16 protein-coding genes are annotated in these 19,943 nt (G+C 60.0%); 13 read left to right on the top strand and 3 right to left on the bottom strand.

Annotated elements, in window-relative coordinates; all coding sequences use genetic code 11:
* Nucleotides 1–46: 46 nt before the first annotated feature.
* Together AC1RQB_RS03295 and AC1RQB_RS03290 are read left to right on the top strand one after the other, a co-directional pair.
* Nucleotides 47–1,390: an OprD family porin gene (locus tag AC1RQB_RS03295; RefSeq protein ID WP_063343678.1), complete on the top strand. Its 1,344-nt coding sequence runs from the start codon at nucleotides 47–49 to the stop codon at nucleotides 1,388–1,390.
* Nucleotides 1,391–1,508: 118 nt separating this feature from the next.
* A complete protein-coding gene (locus AC1RQB_RS03290; protein ID WP_063343679.1) occupies nucleotides 1,509–2,828 on the top strand; it encodes a hypothetical protein in 1,320 nt (439 codons plus the stop codon).
* Between the two features lie 92 nt (nucleotides 2,829–2,920).
* Here AC1RQB_RS03290 and AC1RQB_RS03285 read toward each other — a convergent pair whose 3' ends face one another.
* The 3 genes from AC1RQB_RS03285 to AC1RQB_RS03275 form a co-directional block, all read right to left on the bottom strand.
* The gene (locus tag AC1RQB_RS03285; RefSeq protein WP_063343680.1) at nucleotides 2,921–4,438 is read right to left on the bottom strand and encodes an amidohydrolase family protein; all 1,518 of its coding nucleotides are present in this window, start codon (nucleotides 4,436–4,438) and stop codon (nucleotides 2,921–2,923) included.
* Between the two features lie 112 nt (nucleotides 4,439–4,550).
* On the bottom strand, nucleotides 4,551–5,264 hold the full coding sequence (locus AC1RQB_RS03280) for a cupin domain-containing protein (protein ID WP_063343681.1): 714 nt from the start codon (nucleotides 5,262–5,264) through the stop codon (nucleotides 4,551–4,553).
* A gap of 69 nt (nucleotides 5,265–5,333) precedes the next feature.
* Nucleotides 5,334–6,191: a GNAT family N-acetyltransferase gene (locus AC1RQB_RS03275; protein ID WP_063343682.1), complete on the bottom strand. Its 858-nt coding sequence runs from the start codon at nucleotides 6,189–6,191 to the stop codon at nucleotides 5,334–5,336.
* A gap of 240 nt (nucleotides 6,192–6,431) precedes the next feature.
* Here AC1RQB_RS03275 and AC1RQB_RS03270 point away from each other — a divergent pair, with 240 nt between their 5' ends.
* The 11 genes from AC1RQB_RS03270 (at nucleotide 6,432) to argE (ending at nucleotide 19,807) form a co-directional block, all read left to right on the top strand.
* Nucleotides 6,432–7,904 (top strand): aldehyde dehydrogenase family protein, encoded by a 1,473-nt coding sequence (locus AC1RQB_RS03270; RefSeq protein WP_063343683.1) that lies wholly within the window; start codon nucleotides 6,432–6,434, stop codon nucleotides 7,902–7,904.
* 466 nt (nucleotides 7,905–8,370) lie between these two features.
* Nucleotides 8,371–9,039, top strand: coding sequence for a haloacid dehalogenase type II (locus AC1RQB_RS03265; protein ID WP_008076604.1), 669 nt, complete (start codon nucleotides 8,371–8,373; stop codon nucleotides 9,037–9,039).
* Between the two features lie 43 nt (nucleotides 9,040–9,082).
* Nucleotides 9,083–10,357, top strand: a complete 1,275-nt coding sequence (locus AC1RQB_RS03260) for an NAD(P)/FAD-dependent oxidoreductase (RefSeq protein ID WP_063343684.1) — start codon at nucleotides 9,083–9,085, stop codon at nucleotides 10,355–10,357.
* Between the two features lie 94 nt (nucleotides 10,358–10,451).
* A complete protein-coding gene (locus AC1RQB_RS03255) occupies nucleotides 10,452–12,089 on the top strand; it encodes an ABC transporter substrate-binding protein (protein WP_207267307.1) in 1,638 nt (545 codons plus the stop codon).
* Between the two features lie 48 nt (nucleotides 12,090–12,137).
* On the top strand, nucleotides 12,138–13,094 hold the full coding sequence (locus AC1RQB_RS03250; RefSeq protein ID WP_063343686.1) for an ABC transporter permease: 957 nt from the start codon (nucleotides 12,138–12,140) through the stop codon (nucleotides 13,092–13,094).
* Nucleotides 13,091–13,966: an ABC transporter permease gene (locus AC1RQB_RS03245; RefSeq protein ID WP_008076600.1), complete on the top strand. Its 876-nt coding sequence runs from the start codon at nucleotides 13,091–13,093 to the stop codon at nucleotides 13,964–13,966. The genes AC1RQB_RS03250 and AC1RQB_RS03245 overlap by 4 nt, the downstream gene beginning before the upstream one ends.
* A gap of 1 nt (nucleotide 13,967) precedes the next feature.
* A complete protein-coding gene (locus AC1RQB_RS03240) occupies nucleotides 13,968–15,809 on the top strand; it encodes an ABC transporter ATP-binding protein (protein ID WP_008076599.1) in 1,842 nt (613 codons plus the stop codon).
* Nucleotides 15,806–16,114, top strand: a complete 309-nt coding sequence (locus AC1RQB_RS03235; RefSeq protein ID WP_063343687.1) for a (2Fe-2S)-binding protein — start codon at nucleotides 15,806–15,808, stop codon at nucleotides 16,112–16,114. Before AC1RQB_RS03240 ends, AC1RQB_RS03235 begins: the two co-directional genes overlap by 4 nt.
* Entirely contained in the window at nucleotides 16,096–17,487 is a 1,392-nt protein-coding gene (locus tag AC1RQB_RS03230; RefSeq protein ID WP_063343688.1) for an FAD/NAD(P)-dependent oxidoreductase, read from the top strand. Before AC1RQB_RS03235 ends, AC1RQB_RS03230 begins: the two co-directional genes overlap by 19 nt.
* Nucleotides 17,484–18,653: an NAD(P)/FAD-dependent oxidoreductase gene (locus tag AC1RQB_RS03225; protein ID WP_063343689.1), complete on the top strand. Its 1,170-nt coding sequence runs from the start codon at nucleotides 17,484–17,486 to the stop codon at nucleotides 18,651–18,653. Before AC1RQB_RS03230 ends, AC1RQB_RS03225 begins: the two co-directional genes overlap by 4 nt.
* Nucleotides 18,650–19,807 (top strand): acetylornithine deacetylase, encoded by a 1,158-nt coding sequence (gene argE, locus AC1RQB_RS03220; RefSeq protein WP_063343690.1) that lies wholly within the window; start codon nucleotides 18,650–18,652, stop codon nucleotides 19,805–19,807. The genes AC1RQB_RS03225 and argE overlap by 4 nt, the downstream gene beginning before the upstream one ends.
* Nucleotides 19,808–19,943 lie beyond the last annotated feature (136 nt).

Raw genomic sequence — 19,943 nt, 5'->3', positions numbered from 1 at the left:
ACCTTGCAGACCCGCTACGTACGACTGATTTTCCAGGAGTCAAACTGTGAAGACGTTAACCACGCACGCCCTGCTTTTGGCCTTGGGAGGGCAAAGCCTGCTCGCTCAGGCCTCGGAACAAGACAATGCCAAAGGTTTTTTAGAGGACGGCCAATGGAACCTGCTCAACCGCAGCGTCTATGACCGTCGCGATTATGAACACGGCTCGCTCAGCAATGGAGCGCGCAACGCCTATAAACCCCGAGCCCAGCGCAGTGATCTGGCGGAGGAATGGGCTTATGGTCTGATGGCCGATGTGGCCTCGGGTTTCACCACCGGCACCGTAGGCTTTGGGTTGGACGCGCACCTGTATTCCGGCTGGCAACTGGACAGCGGAGGCGGGCGCGCCGGCAAGGCCCGACTGTTGGGCGTCGACAACGAAGGTCACCCCAAAGACGAGTTCAGCCGAGGCGGCGCGGTGGCCAAGCTGCGTTTTTCCTCCACCGAATTACGCTACGGCGAGCAGCGAGTGAAAACCCCGGTGTTCGGTTCATCAGACAGTCGCTTGTTGCCCGAGACCGCCACCGGTTGGCTGCTGACCAGCCGCGAACTGCCTGGCACCACGTTGTATGGCGGGCACTTCAATGAGAGCACCGACCGTAATGCCACCAGCCATGACCAGGGCTTCGTGGTCAATTACTCCAACGGCAAACAGGGCAACAGTTTCGACTTGATCGGTGCGCGCAACACCTCGATCAAAGGACTCAACGCCAGCCTGTTCAGCGCGGTGTATGACGATACCTGGCGTCAGCACTACTTGGGCGCGGTCTACACCCAGCCGTTGGCCGAAGGCCAGGACCTGATCTTTGACCTCAATCTGTATCGAACCCAGGACACTGGCAAAGCCTTGTCGGGCCGTATCGACAACACCACCTGGAGTTTTCTCTCCACCTACAAGGTCGGCTCCCACAGCTTCGGCCTGGGTTATCAAAAGGTCGACGGCGACACGCCCTACGACTATGTGACCCGAGGCGCGATCTACCTGAGCAACGCGGTGGCGTTGTCCGACTTCAACGCCCCCGAAGAAGCGTCCTGGCAGGCCCGCTACGATCTGAACATGGCCGGTTACGGCGTTCCCGGCCTGACCTTCGGTGCGCTGTATGTGCGCGGCAGTGGTATCGATGGCAGTCACATGGACCCGAACGGTGGTTACAAATGGCTGGGTTACGGGCAGGGTGGCAAGCATTGGGAACGTGATCTGCAAGCCAAGTACGTGGTGCAATCGGGACCGGCGAAAAACCTTGGGTTTACCCTGCGCCATGCGGTCCATCGGGGGAATTCGGCGCAGGCCGAACTGGACGCCAATCAGATTCGTCTGGCGATTGAATACCCGTTGGGTGGGAAGTTCTGAAACCGTGTAGCAGTGCCGTTCGCCTGATGACCTGGCGCTGCTGCGCTCTATGCCCCGCATGCCTGAACATCTGAATCTTGTATGATTGGTCTTTTAAGTAAGCTACCAGAGGCTTTCAGTGCGAACGGACTTTAAACGACCTAAGGATAAGGCCAAGGATATCTACTGGGCGCTAGACTTTGCTAAAGAGCATTATGGATGGATCACTGCACTGTGTGCCTTCCTGGCATCTTTTGCCGGAGTTGCAAGCTTAAGTTCATATTCGTTGTACATAGGCCGCCCGGATGTTTTCTTGCGATCGCTGGAATTCGGTCCCTCTTTGGCCATTCTGTTTGTTGCGTGTTTTCTTTTGTTTGTTGGTTTAGTCGGCAGCATGCTGGTGACATCTTATGTTTTTGCGTCGACAATTTCCTTCCTGAAACCAGAGGTTGAACAGGCGAAAACGGTCGTTCGCTGGTTGTTTGGAATGACGGCAGCCGCCATGGCGGTTCTTATATTGGTCGTGCTGGCGGGTACGCTACTGGACTACTCGACTGCCCATCTAGGATGGGCGTTTCTTTCGTTAATCCCGCTGGTCGGTACCGCTTGGAAATTTTTTGAGGCTAACGTCGGGAAGCTCGGTTGTTTTCCTGTAGCGCCAGGTCCTTTAAGAAAGATCCTGGCGTGTGTGGCACTGGTCGCAGCGTTGGAGTTAATTGCGCTCCTGGGCGTTTTTCCGGCATCGGTGGTCGCCAAGTCGTTCGTCGGCCCCGATACCATTCTCGGGTTATCCCAAGCGCTTATGTTCAGTTTTATAACGATGCTGGGGTCGTTGTTTCCAGCGGTCGTTTTTCACATGAATATGGCTGAAAACAGGTTGATTCGCTTTAGATTAGTACTGGCCAGCGTGTTTGGCTTTATCGGTGTCTTGACGATTACCGCGCCAGCAATGTTTGGCTTCGTTTCTGTGGGTGGTGCTCATACCATCGGTTTAAGTGATCTGGAACAGCGGCACTACCTTGTTTCAAGTGATAAGTACCCGATCGGAAGGTTTGACAAGGCACGCTGGAATACGGTGGAGGATCAAGAGAAAAAGTTCATCATTGATGCTATCTCCTTGTACTCATTCGGTTCGGTCGAATTACTTTGCCCGGTTAACCTGAGACTGGTCAATGCACCTCAACGACGGGACTATACCCACCGCTGTGTTCGCTTTACGCGAAGTGCCGTTACCGCGCTGGATGCCGTCGACGGGGACGACAGCCTCAGCCAAGGACAAAAGGCGTGCGTGGCGTCTATCCCGTTTTACCCGGTGAGCGCCGCTGCATGGCTGAACGCAATCGTCAGCGAATTCGCCCACCGCACCAGGATCGTCATTCCCCTGCGTTTGAATGATGGGCAAAAGTATTTGCTCAATGTCAGAAAGTCTTTGTTTCGACGGTGTAATGCAGGCAATTGAGGTGTTCGCGGATGTGTTTCATGCGGCGGTTAGATGTCCGGAGCGAATGCTCCGGACATGAGGTTGGCCAAGTGCAGGTGTTTCGTACGCGATTATGATTGATTCAGAAACTCATAACCTGTTTCTGAAAAAAAGCGTTCCCGGTAGGGCGTGTATTCAGGTTTACTGAAAATATTCAAGAAAACTTCAAGGTACGGTAGCGTGTGATCCACCATGGACGGCATATCCCAATCCGAGCCGTAGGCTATTTTTTTCATCAGGTCATACTGTCCGATATTTTTTCTTGCTGTTTCAAGGTTGGTTGTAAAGCTATTGACCCAGTCTTCTCCCTGAAGTAATTCAATGATGTAGGCAACTTCGCAATAGACGTTTTTGTATTGGGTACACAGGGTTGCGATGATTCTCGCGAAATTATCCGGATCCTCCCATTGCGCCGATGTTTTGGCGGTCCATCCGTAATATTTCTTTTTCCCTGCTGCGTCATCTCTGTCGGCTTGGCCACCCCCCGCATGTCCAAAGCACAGGCGCAGGTCAGGGAATTTGAGAAGTACATTGGCCCAATGCTTCGGGTGAGTGTTCAGACCATAATGTTCCTTGGTTTCAAAGCCGATGGGGGTGCAATGGACGAATATTGGCCTGTCGCGTTCTACGCAATATGCAAAAAATTTATCGATTCGGTCGCGTACGGCTAAATCACTATCTTCATAAGGTAGGTAACCCATGGCAGGGTAGAATTTATACCCTGAGAAACCTGATGCATTGGAGGCGTCTGCAATGTTCTCCCAGTTATCTCGACGAGGATCGAATGCTGAGAATCCAATGATTTTTTCTGGATATTGTAGCTGTAGCTTCTTCATGTTTTGAAGCTGCTGAGGGAAAAATGGGTAGTAAACCTTAGCGGGTTGTTTGTACGCTTTTTCCATGTCCATCATAAAATGTACGAAACGCATTTTATCTTTGTACATTCCATAGCTGTCTGTCAGTTTTTCAAACAATACCTCTTCGGCGTGAAGCATGGTCCATAGGAACTCGATAAAATCGCCTCCGTCCTCCACATTTTCACAGAGCTTTGAAACGGCGTGAAGCGCTTTTTTAACTGCCTTTTCCCATGTGTTAAATTTGAAGCTCATGATGTTAGGGGAGAGATTTTTTGGCGTTAATAAGTTTTCATCGATGAACATCAGTGCGTCTATGTCAAGCCCTTCATCTTCATAGGCGATATCGTTTAACTGGTCGATAATTTTTGCCAGTTTTGACTCAAGTATTACTTTTGAATGCCCGTGCTCTAGTGAAAAATTTTTGATGTGTTGCGGATCAATGGGCTCTGGAGGAATAGCAGCCAGTTCAAAATCCGCCACCGCCCAAATTAAATCTACAAACGTTTCATTATTTTTAACAGCCCGTTCGTTGACGTGGGCATCTTTGGCAAGGAGGCTGCTTTTTGATCCCGTCAAGTGCCATAACAGTTTAGCGGTTATGTCCGCTAACTTGCTTTCACTTTTCCCCATCTTGTCGGCAATGACTCGCCCCAAAGGCATATAGCGCGCATTGAACAGGTGGGTGTGCAAATCCAGTATTTTTGCCGGAATCGCGTTTTTATCTACACTCATGGTTCGGCTCCTTATTTATTTAAATAAGGTTGCCGAGACCATGATCGTGAGTTCTCTGCCACCTTAACGTCTTCTGACGTTTTCGCAGCTTAGTCAACGTTTTGTGATCAGGTTATTTAACGGCATACACCTTGCGCACATACCGCGCACTGCTCCAGGCGCACGGTGCGCCTTGCGGTACGAACACGGTATCGCCGGGGTTGACAGTTACGCTGGTTCCATCCGGCGCCTGCAAGGTCACGCTGCCTTCGAGCAGGTGCATCAGCTCGTTGAGTTTGTGCGCTCGGCCATGGCGAGTGTACGGCGTCGAATCCCAGACACCGACGCGCAGATCAGTGGCGTCGTCTTCGAAGGCATTGCGGGAGCGGCACTGCGGCGTAGGACCGATCAGTATTTGCGGTTCCGGGGCTGCCGAAGGGGACAGCATTGCCAATGGGTCGAGTGCGGTCAGCCCCGGCGTCGGTTTGGCGGTGGGGCTGGTGACGGCGCAGAAGGCCCAGCAGGTATCGGGTTGTGCCTGAAGCTTGAGCGCCGTACCGCGACCGATCACGGCGCTGGCACCGATCCCCAGTTCCAGCGTCTGCTCCGGGGATTGCAGCACGACATACCCAGCGTGGACCACGATCACTTCGGTGTGCGGAAAGTCATCGATATCGAGGGTTTTGCTGGTGTGAACAATGCCCGCCGATACGCTGTCGGGCCCGGTGTAGGCGACCTGACGACCGTCCATGAACGGATCGATGGAGCTCAAGGGTGCTGTTTTGAAAGGCGTAGAAATACGGCCGCCGTCGGCGCGAGCCAACAGCAGAACGGTAGGTTGAGACATACGGGTCACGCTCCCTGCAAATGGGGTGTAGAAGGTGTTGGATGGCGCTTGTTTCATCGCGCGCCGGGGTCAACCAATGGCTTGGGTGACGAGGGCAAATTGGCGAACGCCGTTGGCCGCTTGCGGCGGTGTGCCGAGTGCCATTTGTGCCACGGTGTCGACCTGCTTGAGGCCGGCCAGCTCCAGCCATTCGCCCAAGCCACTGTCCGCTGGAATGTCGATCCGCACGAAGGCGTCCGGCACCTGGGCCAGCAACACGGCGATCAGGTGTTTGGCCTGCTCGGGGGTTTGGGCGATGACCGGGCCGATGCAACGACCGCGGCCGAAGGGACGCAGCAGGGCGAAGGCATGCAATTGACCGTCGCGCTCGATGCCCACTGACTGCTCGACCACCTCGAACAGATCCGTAAGCACCGCCTGGCGGTTCAGCCCGCTGCCAGCGTTGGCCAGTTCCAGTTGACGAGCCTGATCAGCCGCGCGCAGCGGGCGACATTCTTCACCGTCCGCCAGCGCTTCAAGCGCGGGTGCTTGCGCCTGGCCTTGATGCTGCTGAACCCGGCCGAATTCGACAAAACCCTGGCTGGCATAAAGCGGGGCGCCGGCGAGGGTGGCATTGAGCATCGGCGTGCATGACTGGCAAGCCTCAAGCGCAAGCTCCATCAACCGGCGACCGATGCCCTTGCCCTGATAGTCATCACTGACGATCACCAGGCCGATGGTCGCGTATTTGCCTTGTGGACAGGCGAACGCGCTGCCGATCAATCGCTCGCCATCGAGCACCACGAAGCCTTCGCTGACCCGCTGCAACATCGCCCAGTCTTCCAGGCGATGGGGCCACTTCAACTGCACGGACAAGGCGTGGGCCGAGGGCAGATCGGCGGCAGTCATCGGCCGATAGACATAAGCGGAAGGGTGCGAGGCGGACATGGCGAGTCTCCGTTTTCAGTGTGCGCGATCAACCGGTTTTCCGGCGCTAGGGTGTCTGTATCCCATCTGCGTGAAGGCCTGACAAGGGGGCCGGGAAGATTCGGCAGATTCCTCACGTCGAAGGCGTACAGACCACACTTACTACTTAATTGCCCCATAAGGTCGGCAGCAAATGCTTGGGCTTTTTTTCTACGATGGAGGCCTGAGTTCACGACTCGCCGTCCCTTTTTGGAGTGCTCCATGGATAGCTTCGATCCTCGTCTTATCGCTGTGCGCAGCGCTCACTTTATTGCCGGTCAATACCGCGATGCCCGACCGGGACTGGAAGTGGTTCGCCCTTCGGACGGCCAGGCCTATGCCCAGTTGCCGATCGCCGATGCCGACCTGGTGGATGAGGCGGTCAATGATGCCTGGCAGGCTTTTAATCGCAGCGACTGGGCCAGCCGTCCACCCCGGGAACGGGCGCGGGTCATGCGCCGCTGGGCCGATCTGATCGAAGCCGATGTCGCCGTCCTGGCGCCGTTGGAAGCGGTGGGTTCGACTCGTCCGCATAAAGATGTAATCGCCTGGGATATTCCTTACGTGGCGGAAGGCATTCGTTTTTTTGCCGAACTGGCGGACAAGCACGGCGGCCATGTCGCGGCCACCCAGACTGATCGGCTGGGCATGCAGATCGCCGAACCGTACGGCGTGATTGCCGCCATCGCGCCGTGGAATTTCCCGTTGAGCATGGCTTCCTGGAAAGTCGCTCCGGCGCTGGCCGCAGGCAATGCCGTGGTGCTCAAGCCGTCGGAGCTGACGCCGTTCTCCAGCCTGCGCTTCGCCGAGCTGGCGGTGCAGGCGGGTATCCCGGCGGGGATTTTCAACGTGGTGCAGGGCGATGGCCGCATCACCGGTGACGCCTTGTGCCGTCATCCTCGGGTGGGCAAGGTGACCTTCACCGGATCCACGGCGACCGGGTCGAGCATCATGTCCACCTGCGCGCTGGTGGGGCCGAAACCGGTGACGCTGGAGCTGGGCGGCAAGAGCCCACAACTGGTGTTCGCCGACGTGCCGGACATCGCGCAAACCGCGCGCACCGTGGCGCTGGCCATTACCGGCAACGCCGGGCAAGTGTGCGTGTCCGGTTCGCGGCTGTTGATTGAACGCTCGATCATGGAACCGTTCATTGCGCACTTGCAGGCGTATTTCGAAGAGCTGCGCCCGGGGCCAACCTGGTCTTCCGAGAGCACACTGTCGCCGATCATTTCCCGGCTGCAGGCCAGCCGCATTGACGACATCGTCCAGCGCTCGCGCCAGGCCGGGGCCGAAGTGTTGACCGGCGGTGGTTTGTTCGAAGGGCTGGGTGGCGCTTATTACCAGCCGACCTTGCTGGCGGGTCTGGACAATCACAACCCGGCGGTTTGCGAGGAGATCTTCGGCCCGGTGCTGACGGTGCAGGCGTTCGATGATGAAGAACAGGCATTGAGCCTGGCCGCGCACGCCATCTACGGCCTGGCGGCGGGCGTGCACACCGCTGACATCAATCGCGCGTTGCGGCTGGTCCGGCGACTGGAAGCGGGCACGGTGTGGGTCAACCGTTACGGGCGCAGCAACGACTACATCCTGCCAACCGGCGGCTACAAACGCTCCGGCATCGGCAAGGACCTGGGGCGCGAAGCGTTCGAAGCGAATTTGCGTTTCAAGAGTGTGCTGATCGATATCGTGCAGTAGGGCGATACGCAATCCCTGTGGGAGCGGGCTTGCTCGCGAAAGCGGTGGGTCAGGTGACATCAATATCGACTGTGCCGCCGTCTTCGCGAGCAAGCCCGCTCCCACAGGTTTCGCATTATCAAATTTCGAATCATCGACAAACGGGCGCTTCCTTAGGGAAGCGCCCGTTTTCGTTCAGCCCGGCGCAGGTTCTGCCGTGAATGCGGGCGTTTTTGAGCCTCGCGCGGTCATCAAGGTCCATAAAAGCGCACAAATACGGGGTTTGCCCAAGGCTGGAGCGAGCCGCAAAGTCTGCTGAGGGGGGTGGCTAAAACGGTGGTTTGTATCAAGCAGAGGTCGCTTTTAACGCCATCTGCTGGTTTCACGGTGTTGTAATGACGGTGTGCTGCAGCGTTGCATCGCCGCTCCCGAAACGCAGCGAATGCCTGTCGCGCCATGACCTCAACGAACTTCAGGACCGCACACAATGAGCTTTCTTCGCCCCAAATTCATTACGTTCGACTGCTACGGTACGCTGACCAATTTCCACATGGGCACGATGACTCGCGAACTGTTCGCCGATCGCGTGGTACCCGAGCAGATGGATCAGTTCGTCAAGGATTTCTCCGCCTATCGTCTGGATCAAGTGATGGGTGACTGGCGGCCTTATGATGAAATTCTCAAGACCGCCCTGGCGCGGACCTGCAAGCGTTGGGGCATCGAATACCGTGACGAAGGTCAGCTGTATTACGACGCCGTGCCGACCTGGGGCCCACACCCGGACGTGCCGGCAGGCCTGTCGAAAATCGCCGACAAGATTCCTCTGGTGATTTTCTCCAACGCCAGCAACAGCCAGATCATGTCCAACGTCGACAAACTCGGCGCACCGTTTCACAAGGTCTTCACCGCCGAACAGGCCCAGGCCTACAAGCCGCGTCTGGCCGCATTCGAGTTCATGCTCGACAACCTCAACTGCGGCCCGGAAGACATCTTGCATGTGTCTTCCAGTTTCCGTTACGACCTGATGCCGGCCCACGACATGAAGATCAAGAACAAGGCCTTCGTCGCCCGTGGCCACGAAGTTCCGGCCAATGCCTTCTATGGCTACCAGCAGATCACCGACATCGGTGGGCTGGCGGCGCTGGTCGGTCTCTGAGTCGAACGGTAACGGCACTCTTCTTGGCATAGGCGGATTAAACATGGGCAGTGAATCCTACTGGCTCGACACCGCACCGGCGTTTACCGGTGCTCAGCCTGGTGCGTTGCCCGGGCAGGTCGACGTGGCCATCGTCGGTGGTGGTTTCACCGGCTTGGCGGCGGCTCGGGCATTGGCGCTGAAGGGCGCCAGTGTGGTGGTGCTGGAAGCTGGAAGGGTGATCGGCGAAGCCTCCGGGCGCAACGGCGGTCAGTGCAATACCGGCGTGGCCCAGGACTACGCCGGGCTGAGCGCCAGTCTCGGTGCCGACAAGGCCCGCGCTTATTACCAGGCCTATGAAAGCGCGGTGCACAGCGTGGTGTCGCTGGTGGAGCAGGAGCAAATCGCCTGCGACCTCAAGCGCAACGGCAAGCTCAAACTGGCGGCCAAGCCGATGCACTACGAAGGCCTGGCGCGTACCTGCGAATTGATTCGCCAGGAAGTCGATGCCGAGGTCGAGTTGCTGTCCGCCGAACAGACCCGCGCTGAAGTGAATTCGGCCCAGTTCCATGGCGGCTTGCTGCAGCGCAACGGCGTGCAGATGCACGTCGGGCGCTTCGGTGTGGGGCTGGCCGAGGCGGCGGCGCGTCATGGCGCGTTGATCTATCAAGGCACGCCAGTAACGGACTGGAAAGCCCAGGCCGGCGGCTATCGGGTCAACACCGCCAAGGGCTCGCTGCACGCCGGGCAAGTATTGCTGGCGACCGGTGCCTGTCAGCACGGAGGCCTGGGCTGGTATCGGCGGCGGATCGTGCCGGTCGGCAGTTTTGTGATCGCCACCGAGGTGCTGCCACAGGCCCTGATCGATCAATTGCTACCCGGTCGGCGAGCCTATGTCACCAGCCGCATGATCGGTAACTACTTTCGCCTGACCCCGGACAACCGCTTGCTGTTCGGTGGCCGTGCGCGGTTTGCGATGTCCGACAGCGTGTCCGACGCCAAGAGCGGCAAGGTGCTGCAAGCGGCGATGGTGCAGATGTTCCCGCAGTTGGCCAACGTCAAGATCGACTACTGCTGGGGCGGACTGGTGGACATGACCTCCGACCGCTTGCCTCGCGCCGGTCAGCACGGCGGGGTTTATCACTCCATGGGCTACAGCGGCCATGGCGTACAGATGTCGGTGCACATGGGTCAGGTGATGGCCGAGGTGATGGCCGGCAAAGTCGAGGCCAACCCCTGGCGCGAACTCGACTGGCCGGCGATTCCCGGGCATTTCGGCAAGCCGTGGTTCTTGCCGTTCGTGGGCGCTTATTACCGCTTCCAGGACTATTTGCATTGAGTTGATGTTGTGGCGTCACCGTCGTTTGCGTTTCCAGGACGCTCCGGTTAACCGCGAGCACTCGAGCCTCATTTTTTCGACAGGTACAACTGATATGACTGACAACAAGATCGACTCCCAACTGATCTCCGGCCAGGAAAGCCTGCGGGTATTCGAAGGCCTCAATCGCGGCATGTCGCGCCGCCACGCCTTGCAGATGCTCGGCGTGGCGGGTGTCGCCGCAGCGGGTGCCGGTAGCCTGTTCGGCGCCGCCGGCAAGCTCTTCGCCGAAGAAGCTGCGACCCCGGGCAAAGGCAAGCCGGGCGGACGGATTCGCGTCGCCGGCATGTCCAGCTCCACCGCCGATACCCTGGACCCGGCCAAGGGCGCGTTGTCCACCGACTACGTGCGTCACTTCATGTTCTACAACGGCCTGACCCGATTCGACAGCCATCTGGTGCCGCAACTGGAACTGGCCGAACGCATCGACAACACCGACGCGACGCTGTGGATCATCACCCTGCGCAAGGACGTGACCTTCCACAATGGCAAGACCCTGAGTGCCGCCGACGTGGTGTACTCGCTGTCGCGCCACAAGGATCCACTGACCGGTTCCAAGGTCATGCCGCTGATGGCGCAGTTCGAAGAGATCAAGGCCACCGGCACCCACGAAGTGCAGATCCGCCTGAGCGCGCCGAACGCCGAACTGCCGTCGATCCTCGCGGTGTCGCACTTGTTGATCGTTCCCGAAGGCACCACCGACTTCAACCAGGGCATCGGCACGGGCCCATTCAAGGTCAAGGAATTCAAACCGGGCGTGCGCTCGATTGCCGCGCGTAACACCGGCTACTGGAAACCGGGCCTGCCGTACCTGGACGAGATCGAATTCATCGCCATTGCCGACGAACCGTCACGGGTCAACGCGCTGCTGTCGGGTGACGTGCACATGATCAACGAGGTCAACCCGCGCTCGACCACGCGGATCAAGGCCAGCGCCAAACACCGGGTCGTCGATGCGCCGTCGGGCAACTACACCGACTTGATCATCCGTCAGGACCAGATGCCGGGTAAAAGCGCCGAATTCACTCAGGCCATGAAGTACCTGCTAGACCGTGAACAGGTCAAATCCGCGGTGTTCCGTGGCTTTGCCGTGGTCGGTAACGACCATCCGATTTCCCCTGGTTCGCGCTATTACAACGCCGACCTGCCGCAGCGGGTCTACGACCCGGAAAAAGCCAAATTCCTGCTCAAGAAGGCTGGCATGGAAAGTATCAGCATGCCGCTGGTGGCATCGCCCGCCGCGACCGGTTCGGTGGACATCGCCGTGCTGTTGCAGCAATCGGCGAAGCAGGCCGGGCTCAAGCTCGACGTCAACCGCCTGCCCAGCGATGGCTACTGGTCCAACCACTGGATGAAGCACCCGCTGAGCTTCGGCAACATCAACCCGCGGCCGAACGCCGACGTGATGTTCTCGCAGTTCTTCCAGTCCAGCGCACCCTGGAACGAATCGGGCTGGAAGAACGATCAGTTCGACCAGTTGCTGATGCTCGCCCGCGGTGAAACCGACGACGCCAAGCGCAGCAAGATGTACGCCGACATGCAGACCCTGGTGCATGAACACAGCGGCATCGGCGTGCCGGTGTTCATCAGCAACATCGACGGCGTCGACCAGCGCATCAAGGGCTACGGCAGCAACCCCCTCGGCGGTTTCATGGGCTACATGTTCGCCGAGCAGGTCTGGCTGGATGCCTGATCGGCTGCACAAGCATGTAACGCGGGGATATTGCATGAGGGTAGGGCAATGAATAGCAACACACTGTGGTTGATCGGCCGGCGCCTGGGCGCGGCGGTCGTGACCTTGTTGATCGTGTCCATGGTCGTGTTTGCGATCACGGCGGTACTGCCGGGGGACGCAGCGCAACAGGCCCTCGGGCAATTCGCTACGCCGGAACAGGTGGCGGCCTTGCGACTGAAGCTGGGGCTGGATCAACCCGGTGTGGTGCGTTACCTGCATTGGTTGATGAACCTGCTGAGTGGTGACATGGGGCAGTCGGTGTCCAATGCCATGCCGGTCAGCGAGCTGATGGCCGGGCGCGTTCCCAACACGCTGATGCTGGCGGCCGTCACGGCGCTGGTGTCGGTGCCGGTGGCGCTGATCCTCGGCATCGGTTCGGCCATGGGCCGGGGCGGGCGCGTCGACAGTTTTCTCAGCTTTGTCACCCTGGCCCTGGTCGCGGTGCCGGAGTTTCTGGTGGCGACCCTGGCGGTGCTGATCTTTGCGGTGAACCTGGGCTGGCTGTCGGCGTTGTCCTATGCCAGCGACATCACCTCACCCCTGCAATTTCTACGCACCTACGCCTTGCCGGTGATGACGCTGTGCTGCGTGATTGTCGCGCAAATGGCGCGCATGACCCGGGCGGCGGTTATCGATCAACTCGACAGCGCCTACGTGGAAATGGCCCGGCTCAAAGGCGTGAGCCCGATGCGGATCGTACTGCGTCATGCCTTGCCCAATGCCATCGGGCCGATTGCCAATGCCATCGCCCTGAGCTTGTCCTACCTGCTGGGCGGGGTGGTGATCGTCGAGACGATCTTCAACTATCCCGGCATCGCCAGCCTGATGGTCGATGCGGTGACCAACCGCGACATGGCGCTGGTTCAGGCCTGCACCATGCTGTTTTGTACGGCGTACCTGGGGTTGGTGCTGATTGCCGACCTGTGCGCGATTCTTTCCAATCCGAGGCTGAGAAACCAATGAACGATCTCATTGCGAAATCGGCGCCTGCCGGGCCCGAACTGGCGCTGGGCAAAGTCTCCCATGGGCCGTCGTGGCTCGGTCTGGTCGGCGCTGCGATGTGTGTGATGTGGTTGCTGGTGGCCATCTTCGGCCCTTGGCTGGCGCCGCACCCGGTGGGCGAAGTGATCTCCGACAACGTCTTCGACAGCCTCAGCGCGGCTTACCCGTTGGGCACCGATTACCTGGGCCGCGACATGCTCAGCCGGATCCTTGTCGGTGCGCGGTTCACCGTTGGCCTGGCGCTGGTTTCGGCGGTGCTGGCCAGCACACTGGGTACTGGTTGCGCGTTGCTGTCGGTGGTCTCGCCGAAATGGCTGGACGAGGTCATCAGCCGTTTGATGGACGCCTTTATTTCCATCCCGAGCAAGATGCTGGCGTTGATCATGGTCTCGGCTTTCGGCTCCTCGGTGTTGTTGCTGATCTGCACCGCGGTGCTGAGTTTCACTCCGGGCGCGTTCCGCATTGCCCGCAGCATGGCAGTGAACATCGAAGCGCTGGAGTACGTGCAAGTGGCCCGCACCCGTGGCGAGCGTCGGCTGTACATCGCCTGTGTGGAAATCCTGCCGAACATGCTCAACCCGGTGCTGACGGATCTGGGGCTGCGCTTCGGTTTCATCGTGCTGCTGCTCAGTGGCATGAGCTTCCTTGGCCTGGGTGTGCAACCACCGGATGCCGACCTTGGTTCATTGGTGCGCGAGAACATCGGCGGCCTCAATCAGGGCGCACCAGCCATTGTGATCCCGGCGCTGGCCATTGGCACCCTGACCATTGGTGTGAATCTGTTCATAGACCGACTCTCGTCACGGCGTAGTCGACGTGCGGGAGGTCATTGAGATGAGTGATTTGATTCGAGTCGAAGACCTGCGCGTGGTCGCCTGTGGTGAGCGCGGCGAGGTGGAAATCGTCAAGGGCGTGAGTTTCTCCCTGGCCAAAGGTGAAGTGCTGGCGCTGATCGGTGAGTCCGGCTCCGGCAAGACCACCATCGCCCTGGCGCTGCTCGGCTATGCCCGGCGCGGCTGCCGATTGGCGGGCGGCGTGGTGCAGGTCGGCGAACACGACATGCTGGCGTTGAGCGAAAGCGAGCTGCAAGGCCTGCGCGGAAACCGGGTTTCGTACATCGCCCAGAGCGCGGCTGCCGCGTTCAACCCGGCGAAAAAGCTGATCGATCAAGTGGTCGAGGGCGCGCTGATTCATGGTCTGGGCAGCCGGGCGGTGCTGGAAGCCAAGGCCATCGAACTGTTCCGCGACCTGGCCCTGCCGGATCCCGATCACATCGGTCAGCGTTACCCGCATCAGGTGTCCGGTGGGCAGTTGCAACGAGTGATGGCGGCCATGGCGCTGATCAGCGATCCGCTGCTGGTGGTACTCGATGAGCCAACCACCGCCCTCGACGTGACCACCCAGATCGACGTGCTTCGCGCCTTCAAACGCGTGGTGCGTGAGCGTGGCGCGACGGCGGTTTATGTGTCCCACGACTTGGCGGTCGTAGCGCAAATGGCCGATCAGATCGTCGTGCTCAACGGCGGGCAGATCTTCGAACAGAGCGCCACCGCGCCGCTGCTCAAAGCCCCGACCCACGAATACACCCGCAGCCTGTTGCTGGCAGCCCGCCCGGACACGACGATCCGCCCGCCTTGCGGTATCGCCGAAGAAACGCCGCTGCTGACCATCCAGGGCCTGACCGCCGGTTACGGCAACAAGAATATGCAAGGCATGCCGGCAATCCGCGTGCTGGAAGACATCGACCTGACCGTGCGCCGGGGCCAAGCCATCGGGGTGATCGGTGAGTCGGGTTCCGGCAAGTCGACCCTGGCGCGGGTGGTGGCCGGGTTGCTGACGCCCGCATTGGGCGGGCTCACTTTCGATGGCCAGCCACTGGGCGGCAGCTTGTCCGAGCGCACTGACGAGCAGTTCCGCCGTATTCAAATGGTGTTTCAGAACGCCGACACCGCGCTCAACCCGATGCACAGCGTCGGCACCATCCTGAGCCGTCCGCTGAAGATGTACTTCGGCCTCAAGGGCGTCGCACTGCGCGAGCGGATTGGCGAACTATTGGACCTGGTGCGCCTGCCGCGCGCCATGGCCGAACGACGCCCGAATGAACTCTCCGGTGGGCAAAAACAGCGGGTCAACCTGGCGCGGGCCCTGGCGGCGAAGCCGGACCTGATCCTCTGCGACGAGGTGACCTCAGCGCTAGACACCGTGGTCGGCGCGGCGATTCTTGAACTGCTGCGCGATCTGCGCCAGCAACTGGGCGTGTCGTATCTGTTCATCAGCCACGACATCTCCACGGTGCGGGCGCTGTGCGACGACATTGTGGTGATGTACAGCGGCCACAAGGTTCAGGCCGGCGCTCGGCAGTCGTTTGCCCAGGCACCGTTTCATCCCTATACCGACCTGTTGATCCATTCGGTGCCGGAACTGCGTCAGGGCTGGCTGGAGAACTGCGGCACCACTTGCGGCACGCTGCCACCGATCGGCGCCAAGGCCAATGTGCCAGAGCTGTGCACCTTCCTCAGTCGCTGCCCGGTGCGGGTCGACGGACTGTGCAATCGCACCGCACCGAACCGGCGGATCATCGACGGCGGCAGCGAAATCCTTTGTCATCACGACAGTGCCGAGTTGCTGAAAACTCAGCGGGACCTAACCACCATGAGCCTGGGAGCCTACGCATGAAGGGGCGTTTTGTGAGGCTGGCCGAGCAGGGCCGGCCGACCGTCAAACTGACGGTGGACGGTTCGCCTATCGAGGCATTGCAGGGCGACACGCTGATGGTCGCGTTGCTGACCCAAGGCAACGCGCTGCGCCAATCGGAATTCGATTCGGGCCGTCGCACCGGATTCTGCCTGATGGGCGCCTGCCAGGATTGCTGGGTCTGGACCCGCAGCGGCGAACGCCTGCGTGCCTGCTCCAATGAAGTCCGCGAAGGGCTGGACATCGTCACCACACAACCGGAGGCGATATGGCCACTGCACGGCTGAGCACTCATCGGGTCGTTATCGTCGGCGCCGGGCCGGCCGGCATTCGTTGTGCTGAAACACTGTTGGCGGCGGGCCTCAAACCGATCCTGATCGACGAGAATCGCCGGGATGGCGGGCAGATCTACCGTCGCCAGCCCGAAGGGTTTACCCGGGATTACGTCACCTTGTATGGCACCGAAGCCGCCAAGGCCAAGGATTTGCATCAGAGCTTCGACCGTTTGCGCGGGCAGATCGACTACCGCCCAGACACCCTTGTGTGGAACCTGACGCCGGGGCAATTGTGCTGCGTCAGCCAGGGCAAGCACTCGATGGTGGATTACGACGAACTGATCCTGTGCACCGGCGCCACCGACCGCTTGATGCCGATTGAAGGTTGGCAGTTGGCGGGCACTTACAGCCTCGGCGGGGCGCAGATCGCACTGAAATCCCAGGCGGTTTCCATTGGCCACCGCGTGGTGTTCATGGGCAGCGGCCCGTTGCTGTATCTGGTCGCCAGCCAATACGTCAAGGCCGGGGCCACGGTCGCGGCGGTACTCGACACTTCGCCGCTGAGCAAACGCATCGGCGCCTTGCCCAAGTTGTTGGCGCGCCCGGGATTGCTGTTCACCGGGATGAAACTGCTCGCGCAGCTGTACCGGGCGAAGATCCCGCTGCACTTGGGGATCAAACCCCTGCAAGTACTGGGTGACGCCGCCAGTGGGGTCAGTGGCGTGCGGATCAGCACGGCAAAAGGCGAAACCCTGACGATCGATTGCGATGCCGTGGCCTTGGGTTATCACTTGCGCCCGGAAACCCAATTGGCCGATCTGGCTGGTTGCCGTATGCGCTTCGACGAGGCTTCCAGCCAATGGTGGCTGGCTGTCGATGAAGCGGGCCGCACCTCGGTCAACGGTGTGTATGCCGCCGGTGATGGTTCGAAGATTCGCGGCGCCGATGCCGCCGAGCACGCCGGGCGACTGGTGGCGATGGCGTTGCTGGAAGATTTGCAGCAACCGGTGAACATCGGGTTGCGTGACGAACAACGGCACGCGCTGGCGGTGATGGATGAGTTTCGCCTCGGCCTGGCCCAGGCGTTTCCATGGCCTGCGGCGCAAGCCAAAGCCTTGCCGGATTCAGCCATCGTCTGCCGCTGCGAGATGATCAGCGCCGGAGAGTTGCGCCGCACCGTGAGCGAGAAGGGCGCCTGTGAAGTCAATCGGGCCAAGGCTTTCAGCCGAGTCGGCATGGGCCGCTGTCAGGGCCGTTATTGTTCCCAGGCCGGGGCCGAAGTCATTGCCGCCGCTGCGGGCGTCAGCGTGCAACAGGTCGGCCGGCAGCGCGGTCAAGCGCCGGTGAAACCCCTTTCGATGCTCACCGAGGAGGTGTCGTCATGACGCTACAAAAAGCCGATGTGGTGATTGTCGGCGGCGGCCTGATGGGCTCGGCGGCGGCGTTTTTCCTGCGCCAGCGCGGGCAGTCGGTGATTCTGCTGGAACGCGACCAGATCGGTCAGTACGCCAGTGGGGTGAACTTCGGCAACGTCCGGCGTCAGGGGCGTTTCCTCGGGCAACTGGAATTGGCCAACCGTTCCTGGGCACTGTGGAAACGTCTGCCGGAACTGATCGATGACGACCTGGAATTCATCGCCAGCGGGCACATGCGCGTGTGTTATCGCGAAGACGAAATCCCTGAGCTTGAAGCCTACGCGGCAGCGCCCGAAGCTGCTCAGCTGGACTTGAAGATCTATCGCGGCGCCGAGCTGCACCAGCGTTTCCCATTCCTTGGGTCGGAGGTGAAGGGCGGCTCTTACGCCCCCCACGATGGCCATGCCAATCCACGTCTGGCGGCACCGGCATTTGCCCGGGCGGCACGCCGCCTCGGTGCGCGGATTGAAGAACAGACCGAAGTCGCCGACGTGCAGAAGGTCGGCGGCGAGTTCACGGTGACCACCACCGATGGCCGTCAGTTCAGCGCCGAGCGTTTGCTGATCACGGCCGGCGCCTGGGGTCAGAAACTCTCGGCGCAGCTCGGCGAGCCGGTGCCGCTGGACACCCACGGCCCGCAAATGGCCGTGACCGAACCGGTGCCTTACGCCTTGCCGACGGTGATTGGCGTGTACACCAAGATTCCCGAAGAAGTGATCTACTTCCGACAGATCCCGCGCGGCAACATCATCATCGGCGGCGGTTACCGGAGCAAACCGGACATGCTCAACCGCCGCGCCTATGTCGAGCCGCGCAGCATTCTTAATCAGATGGAGCAGATGCGTCGCTTGCTGCCGGGTGTCGGAAACCTGAACATCATTCGCGTGTGGAGCGGCATCGAAGGCTACCTGCCCGATTCCCTGCCGGTGATGGGGCCGAGCGGCAACGTTGACGGCTTGTACTACGCGTTCGGCTTCTGTGGCCACGGCTTCCAGCTCGGCCCCGGTGTCGGCGACGTGATGGCTGAACTGATCAGCACCGGCAGCACGAGTACCTCGATCGAGCCGTTCTCCATCCGTCGGTTCGCCCCTTCAGCCGAGCAACGGACAACTGAGCAAAGGAGCAGGGCCTCATGAAACCCCGTGTACTGGAGATTCTCAAACGCCTGATGGCCTTCGACACCGTGTCGTCGGAGTCGAACATGGCCCTGATCGAGTACGTGCGCGACCTGTTGCTGAGCAAGGGCATCGAGTCGCTGATCGTCCAGGACGAAACAGGCAAAAAGGCCAACCTGTTCGCCAGCACCGGCCCCAAGGAATTGCCGGGGATTTTGCTCTCCGGGCACACCGACGTAGTGCCGGCTGCGGGGCAGGCCTGGACCTTTCCAGCGTTTCAGGCGACGGTGCAGGACGGCCGGATTTACGGCCGTGGCAGTTGCGACATGAAGGGGTTTATCGCGTTGGCCATCGACGCCATGCTCGATGCCGCCGACCATTCCTTGAGCCGACCGCTTCAAATCGCCCTGTCCCATGACGAAGAAACCGGTTGTGTGGGGGTGCGACGTTTGCTCGACGTGCTGCACCTGGCGTCGGTGCGGCCGTTTTTGTGCCTGATCGGTGAGCCGACCAACATGCAGTTCGTGCTGGGGCACAAGGGCAAGGGCTCTTATCGCACTTACTGCCGTGGCTTGGAAGCCCATTCCTCCCTGGCACCGCGTTCGGTCAATGCGATTCACGTCGCCTGCGATTTCATCGCGGCACTGCGTCAGAGCCAGCAGCAACTGCAAGCGCAGGGCGCGCAGGATGCCGACTACGACGTGCCCTACAGCACCGTGCATGTCGGGCAGATTGTCGGCGGCAAGGCGCTGAACATCGTGCCGAACCTGTGCACCCTGGATTTCGAGGTGCGTAACTTGCCGGCGGACAATCTGGATCAGTTCCTGGAACAGATGCGCGAGCGTGCCGAAGTGATCGTGCGCGAGGCCAAAAAACTGTCCAGTGTCGCAGCGATCGAAATTGAAACGGTCAACGTCTATCCGGGCCTCGATACTCACCCAAGCGTCGAAGCGGTGCGCTTCCTGAAAAACTTCGCCGCCCCGGATACCGGTACCGCCAAAGTCTCGTTCGGCACCGAGGGCGGGTTGTTCAAACAGCGTCTCGACGTACCGGTAGTAGTCTGCGGCCCGGGCTCGATCGAACAGGCGCACAAGCCGGACGAGTTTATCGAGATCAGCCAGATGCAGGCCGGGGAGCGGTTTTTGGATGGCCTGCTCGGTTCGCTGAAATTGTGATGTTCCTTGTGGGAGCGGGCTTGCCCGCGATGGCGGCCTGTCAGTCAACATCAATGTTGAATGTCAGTCCCTCTTCGCGGGCAAGCCCGCTCCCACAGGGTTTTGTGTTTGTCTGAAAAGTCATGAACCCCCTCGG

This window comes from Pseudomonas sp. GW822-FHT02E03, from assembly GCF_058802325.1.
This window is presented reverse-complemented; position numbering and strand designations above follow the sequence as displayed.

What these genes read in the sequence shown, in the direction of transcription:
- AC1RQB_RS03230 (WP_063343688.1), top strand. Translation starts at nt 16,096, where the DNA reads ATGGCCACTGCACGGCTGAGCACTCATCGGGTCGTTATCGTCGGCGCC.
- AC1RQB_RS03225 (WP_063343689.1), top strand. Translation starts at nt 17,484, where the DNA reads ATGACGCTACAAAAAGCCGATGTGGTGATTGTCGGCGGCGGCCTGATG.
- AC1RQB_RS03275 (WP_063343682.1), bottom strand. Translation starts at nt 6,191, where the DNA reads ATGTCCGCCTCGCACCCTTCCGCTTATGTCTATCGGCCGATGACTGCC.
- AC1RQB_RS03240 (WP_008076599.1), top strand. Translation starts at nt 13,968, where the DNA reads ATGAGTGATTTGATTCGAGTCGAAGACCTGCGCGTGGTCGCCTGTGGT.
- AC1RQB_RS03250 (WP_063343686.1), top strand. Translation starts at nt 12,138, where the DNA reads ATGAATAGCAACACACTGTGGTTGATCGGCCGGCGCCTGGGCGCGGCG.
- AC1RQB_RS03255 (WP_207267307.1), top strand. Translation starts at nt 10,452, where the DNA reads ATGACTGACAACAAGATCGACTCCCAACTGATCTCCGGCCAGGAAAGC.
- AC1RQB_RS03285 (WP_063343680.1), bottom strand. Translation starts at nt 4,438, where the DNA reads ATGAGTGTAGATAAAAACGCGATTCCGGCAAAAATACTGGATTTGCAC.
- AC1RQB_RS03260 (WP_063343684.1), top strand. Translation starts at nt 9,083, where the DNA reads ATGGGCAGTGAATCCTACTGGCTCGACACCGCACCGGCGTTTACCGGT.
- AC1RQB_RS03245 (WP_008076600.1), top strand. Translation starts at nt 13,091, where the DNA reads ATGAACGATCTCATTGCGAAATCGGCGCCTGCCGGGCCCGAACTGGCG.
- AC1RQB_RS03280 (WP_063343681.1), bottom strand. Translation starts at nt 5,264, where the DNA reads ATGTCTCAACCTACCGTTCTGCTGTTGGCTCGCGCCGACGGCGGCCGT.
- argE (WP_063343690.1), top strand. Translation starts at nt 18,650, where the DNA reads ATGAAACCCCGTGTACTGGAGATTCTCAAACGCCTGATGGCCTTCGAC.
- AC1RQB_RS03270 (WP_063343683.1), top strand. Translation starts at nt 6,432, where the DNA reads ATGGATAGCTTCGATCCTCGTCTTATCGCTGTGCGCAGCGCTCACTTT.
- AC1RQB_RS03265 (WP_008076604.1), top strand. Translation starts at nt 8,371, where the DNA reads ATGAGCTTTCTTCGCCCCAAATTCATTACGTTCGACTGCTACGGTACG.
- AC1RQB_RS03235 (WP_063343687.1), top strand. Translation starts at nt 15,806, where the DNA reads ATGAAGGGGCGTTTTGTGAGGCTGGCCGAGCAGGGCCGGCCGACCGTC.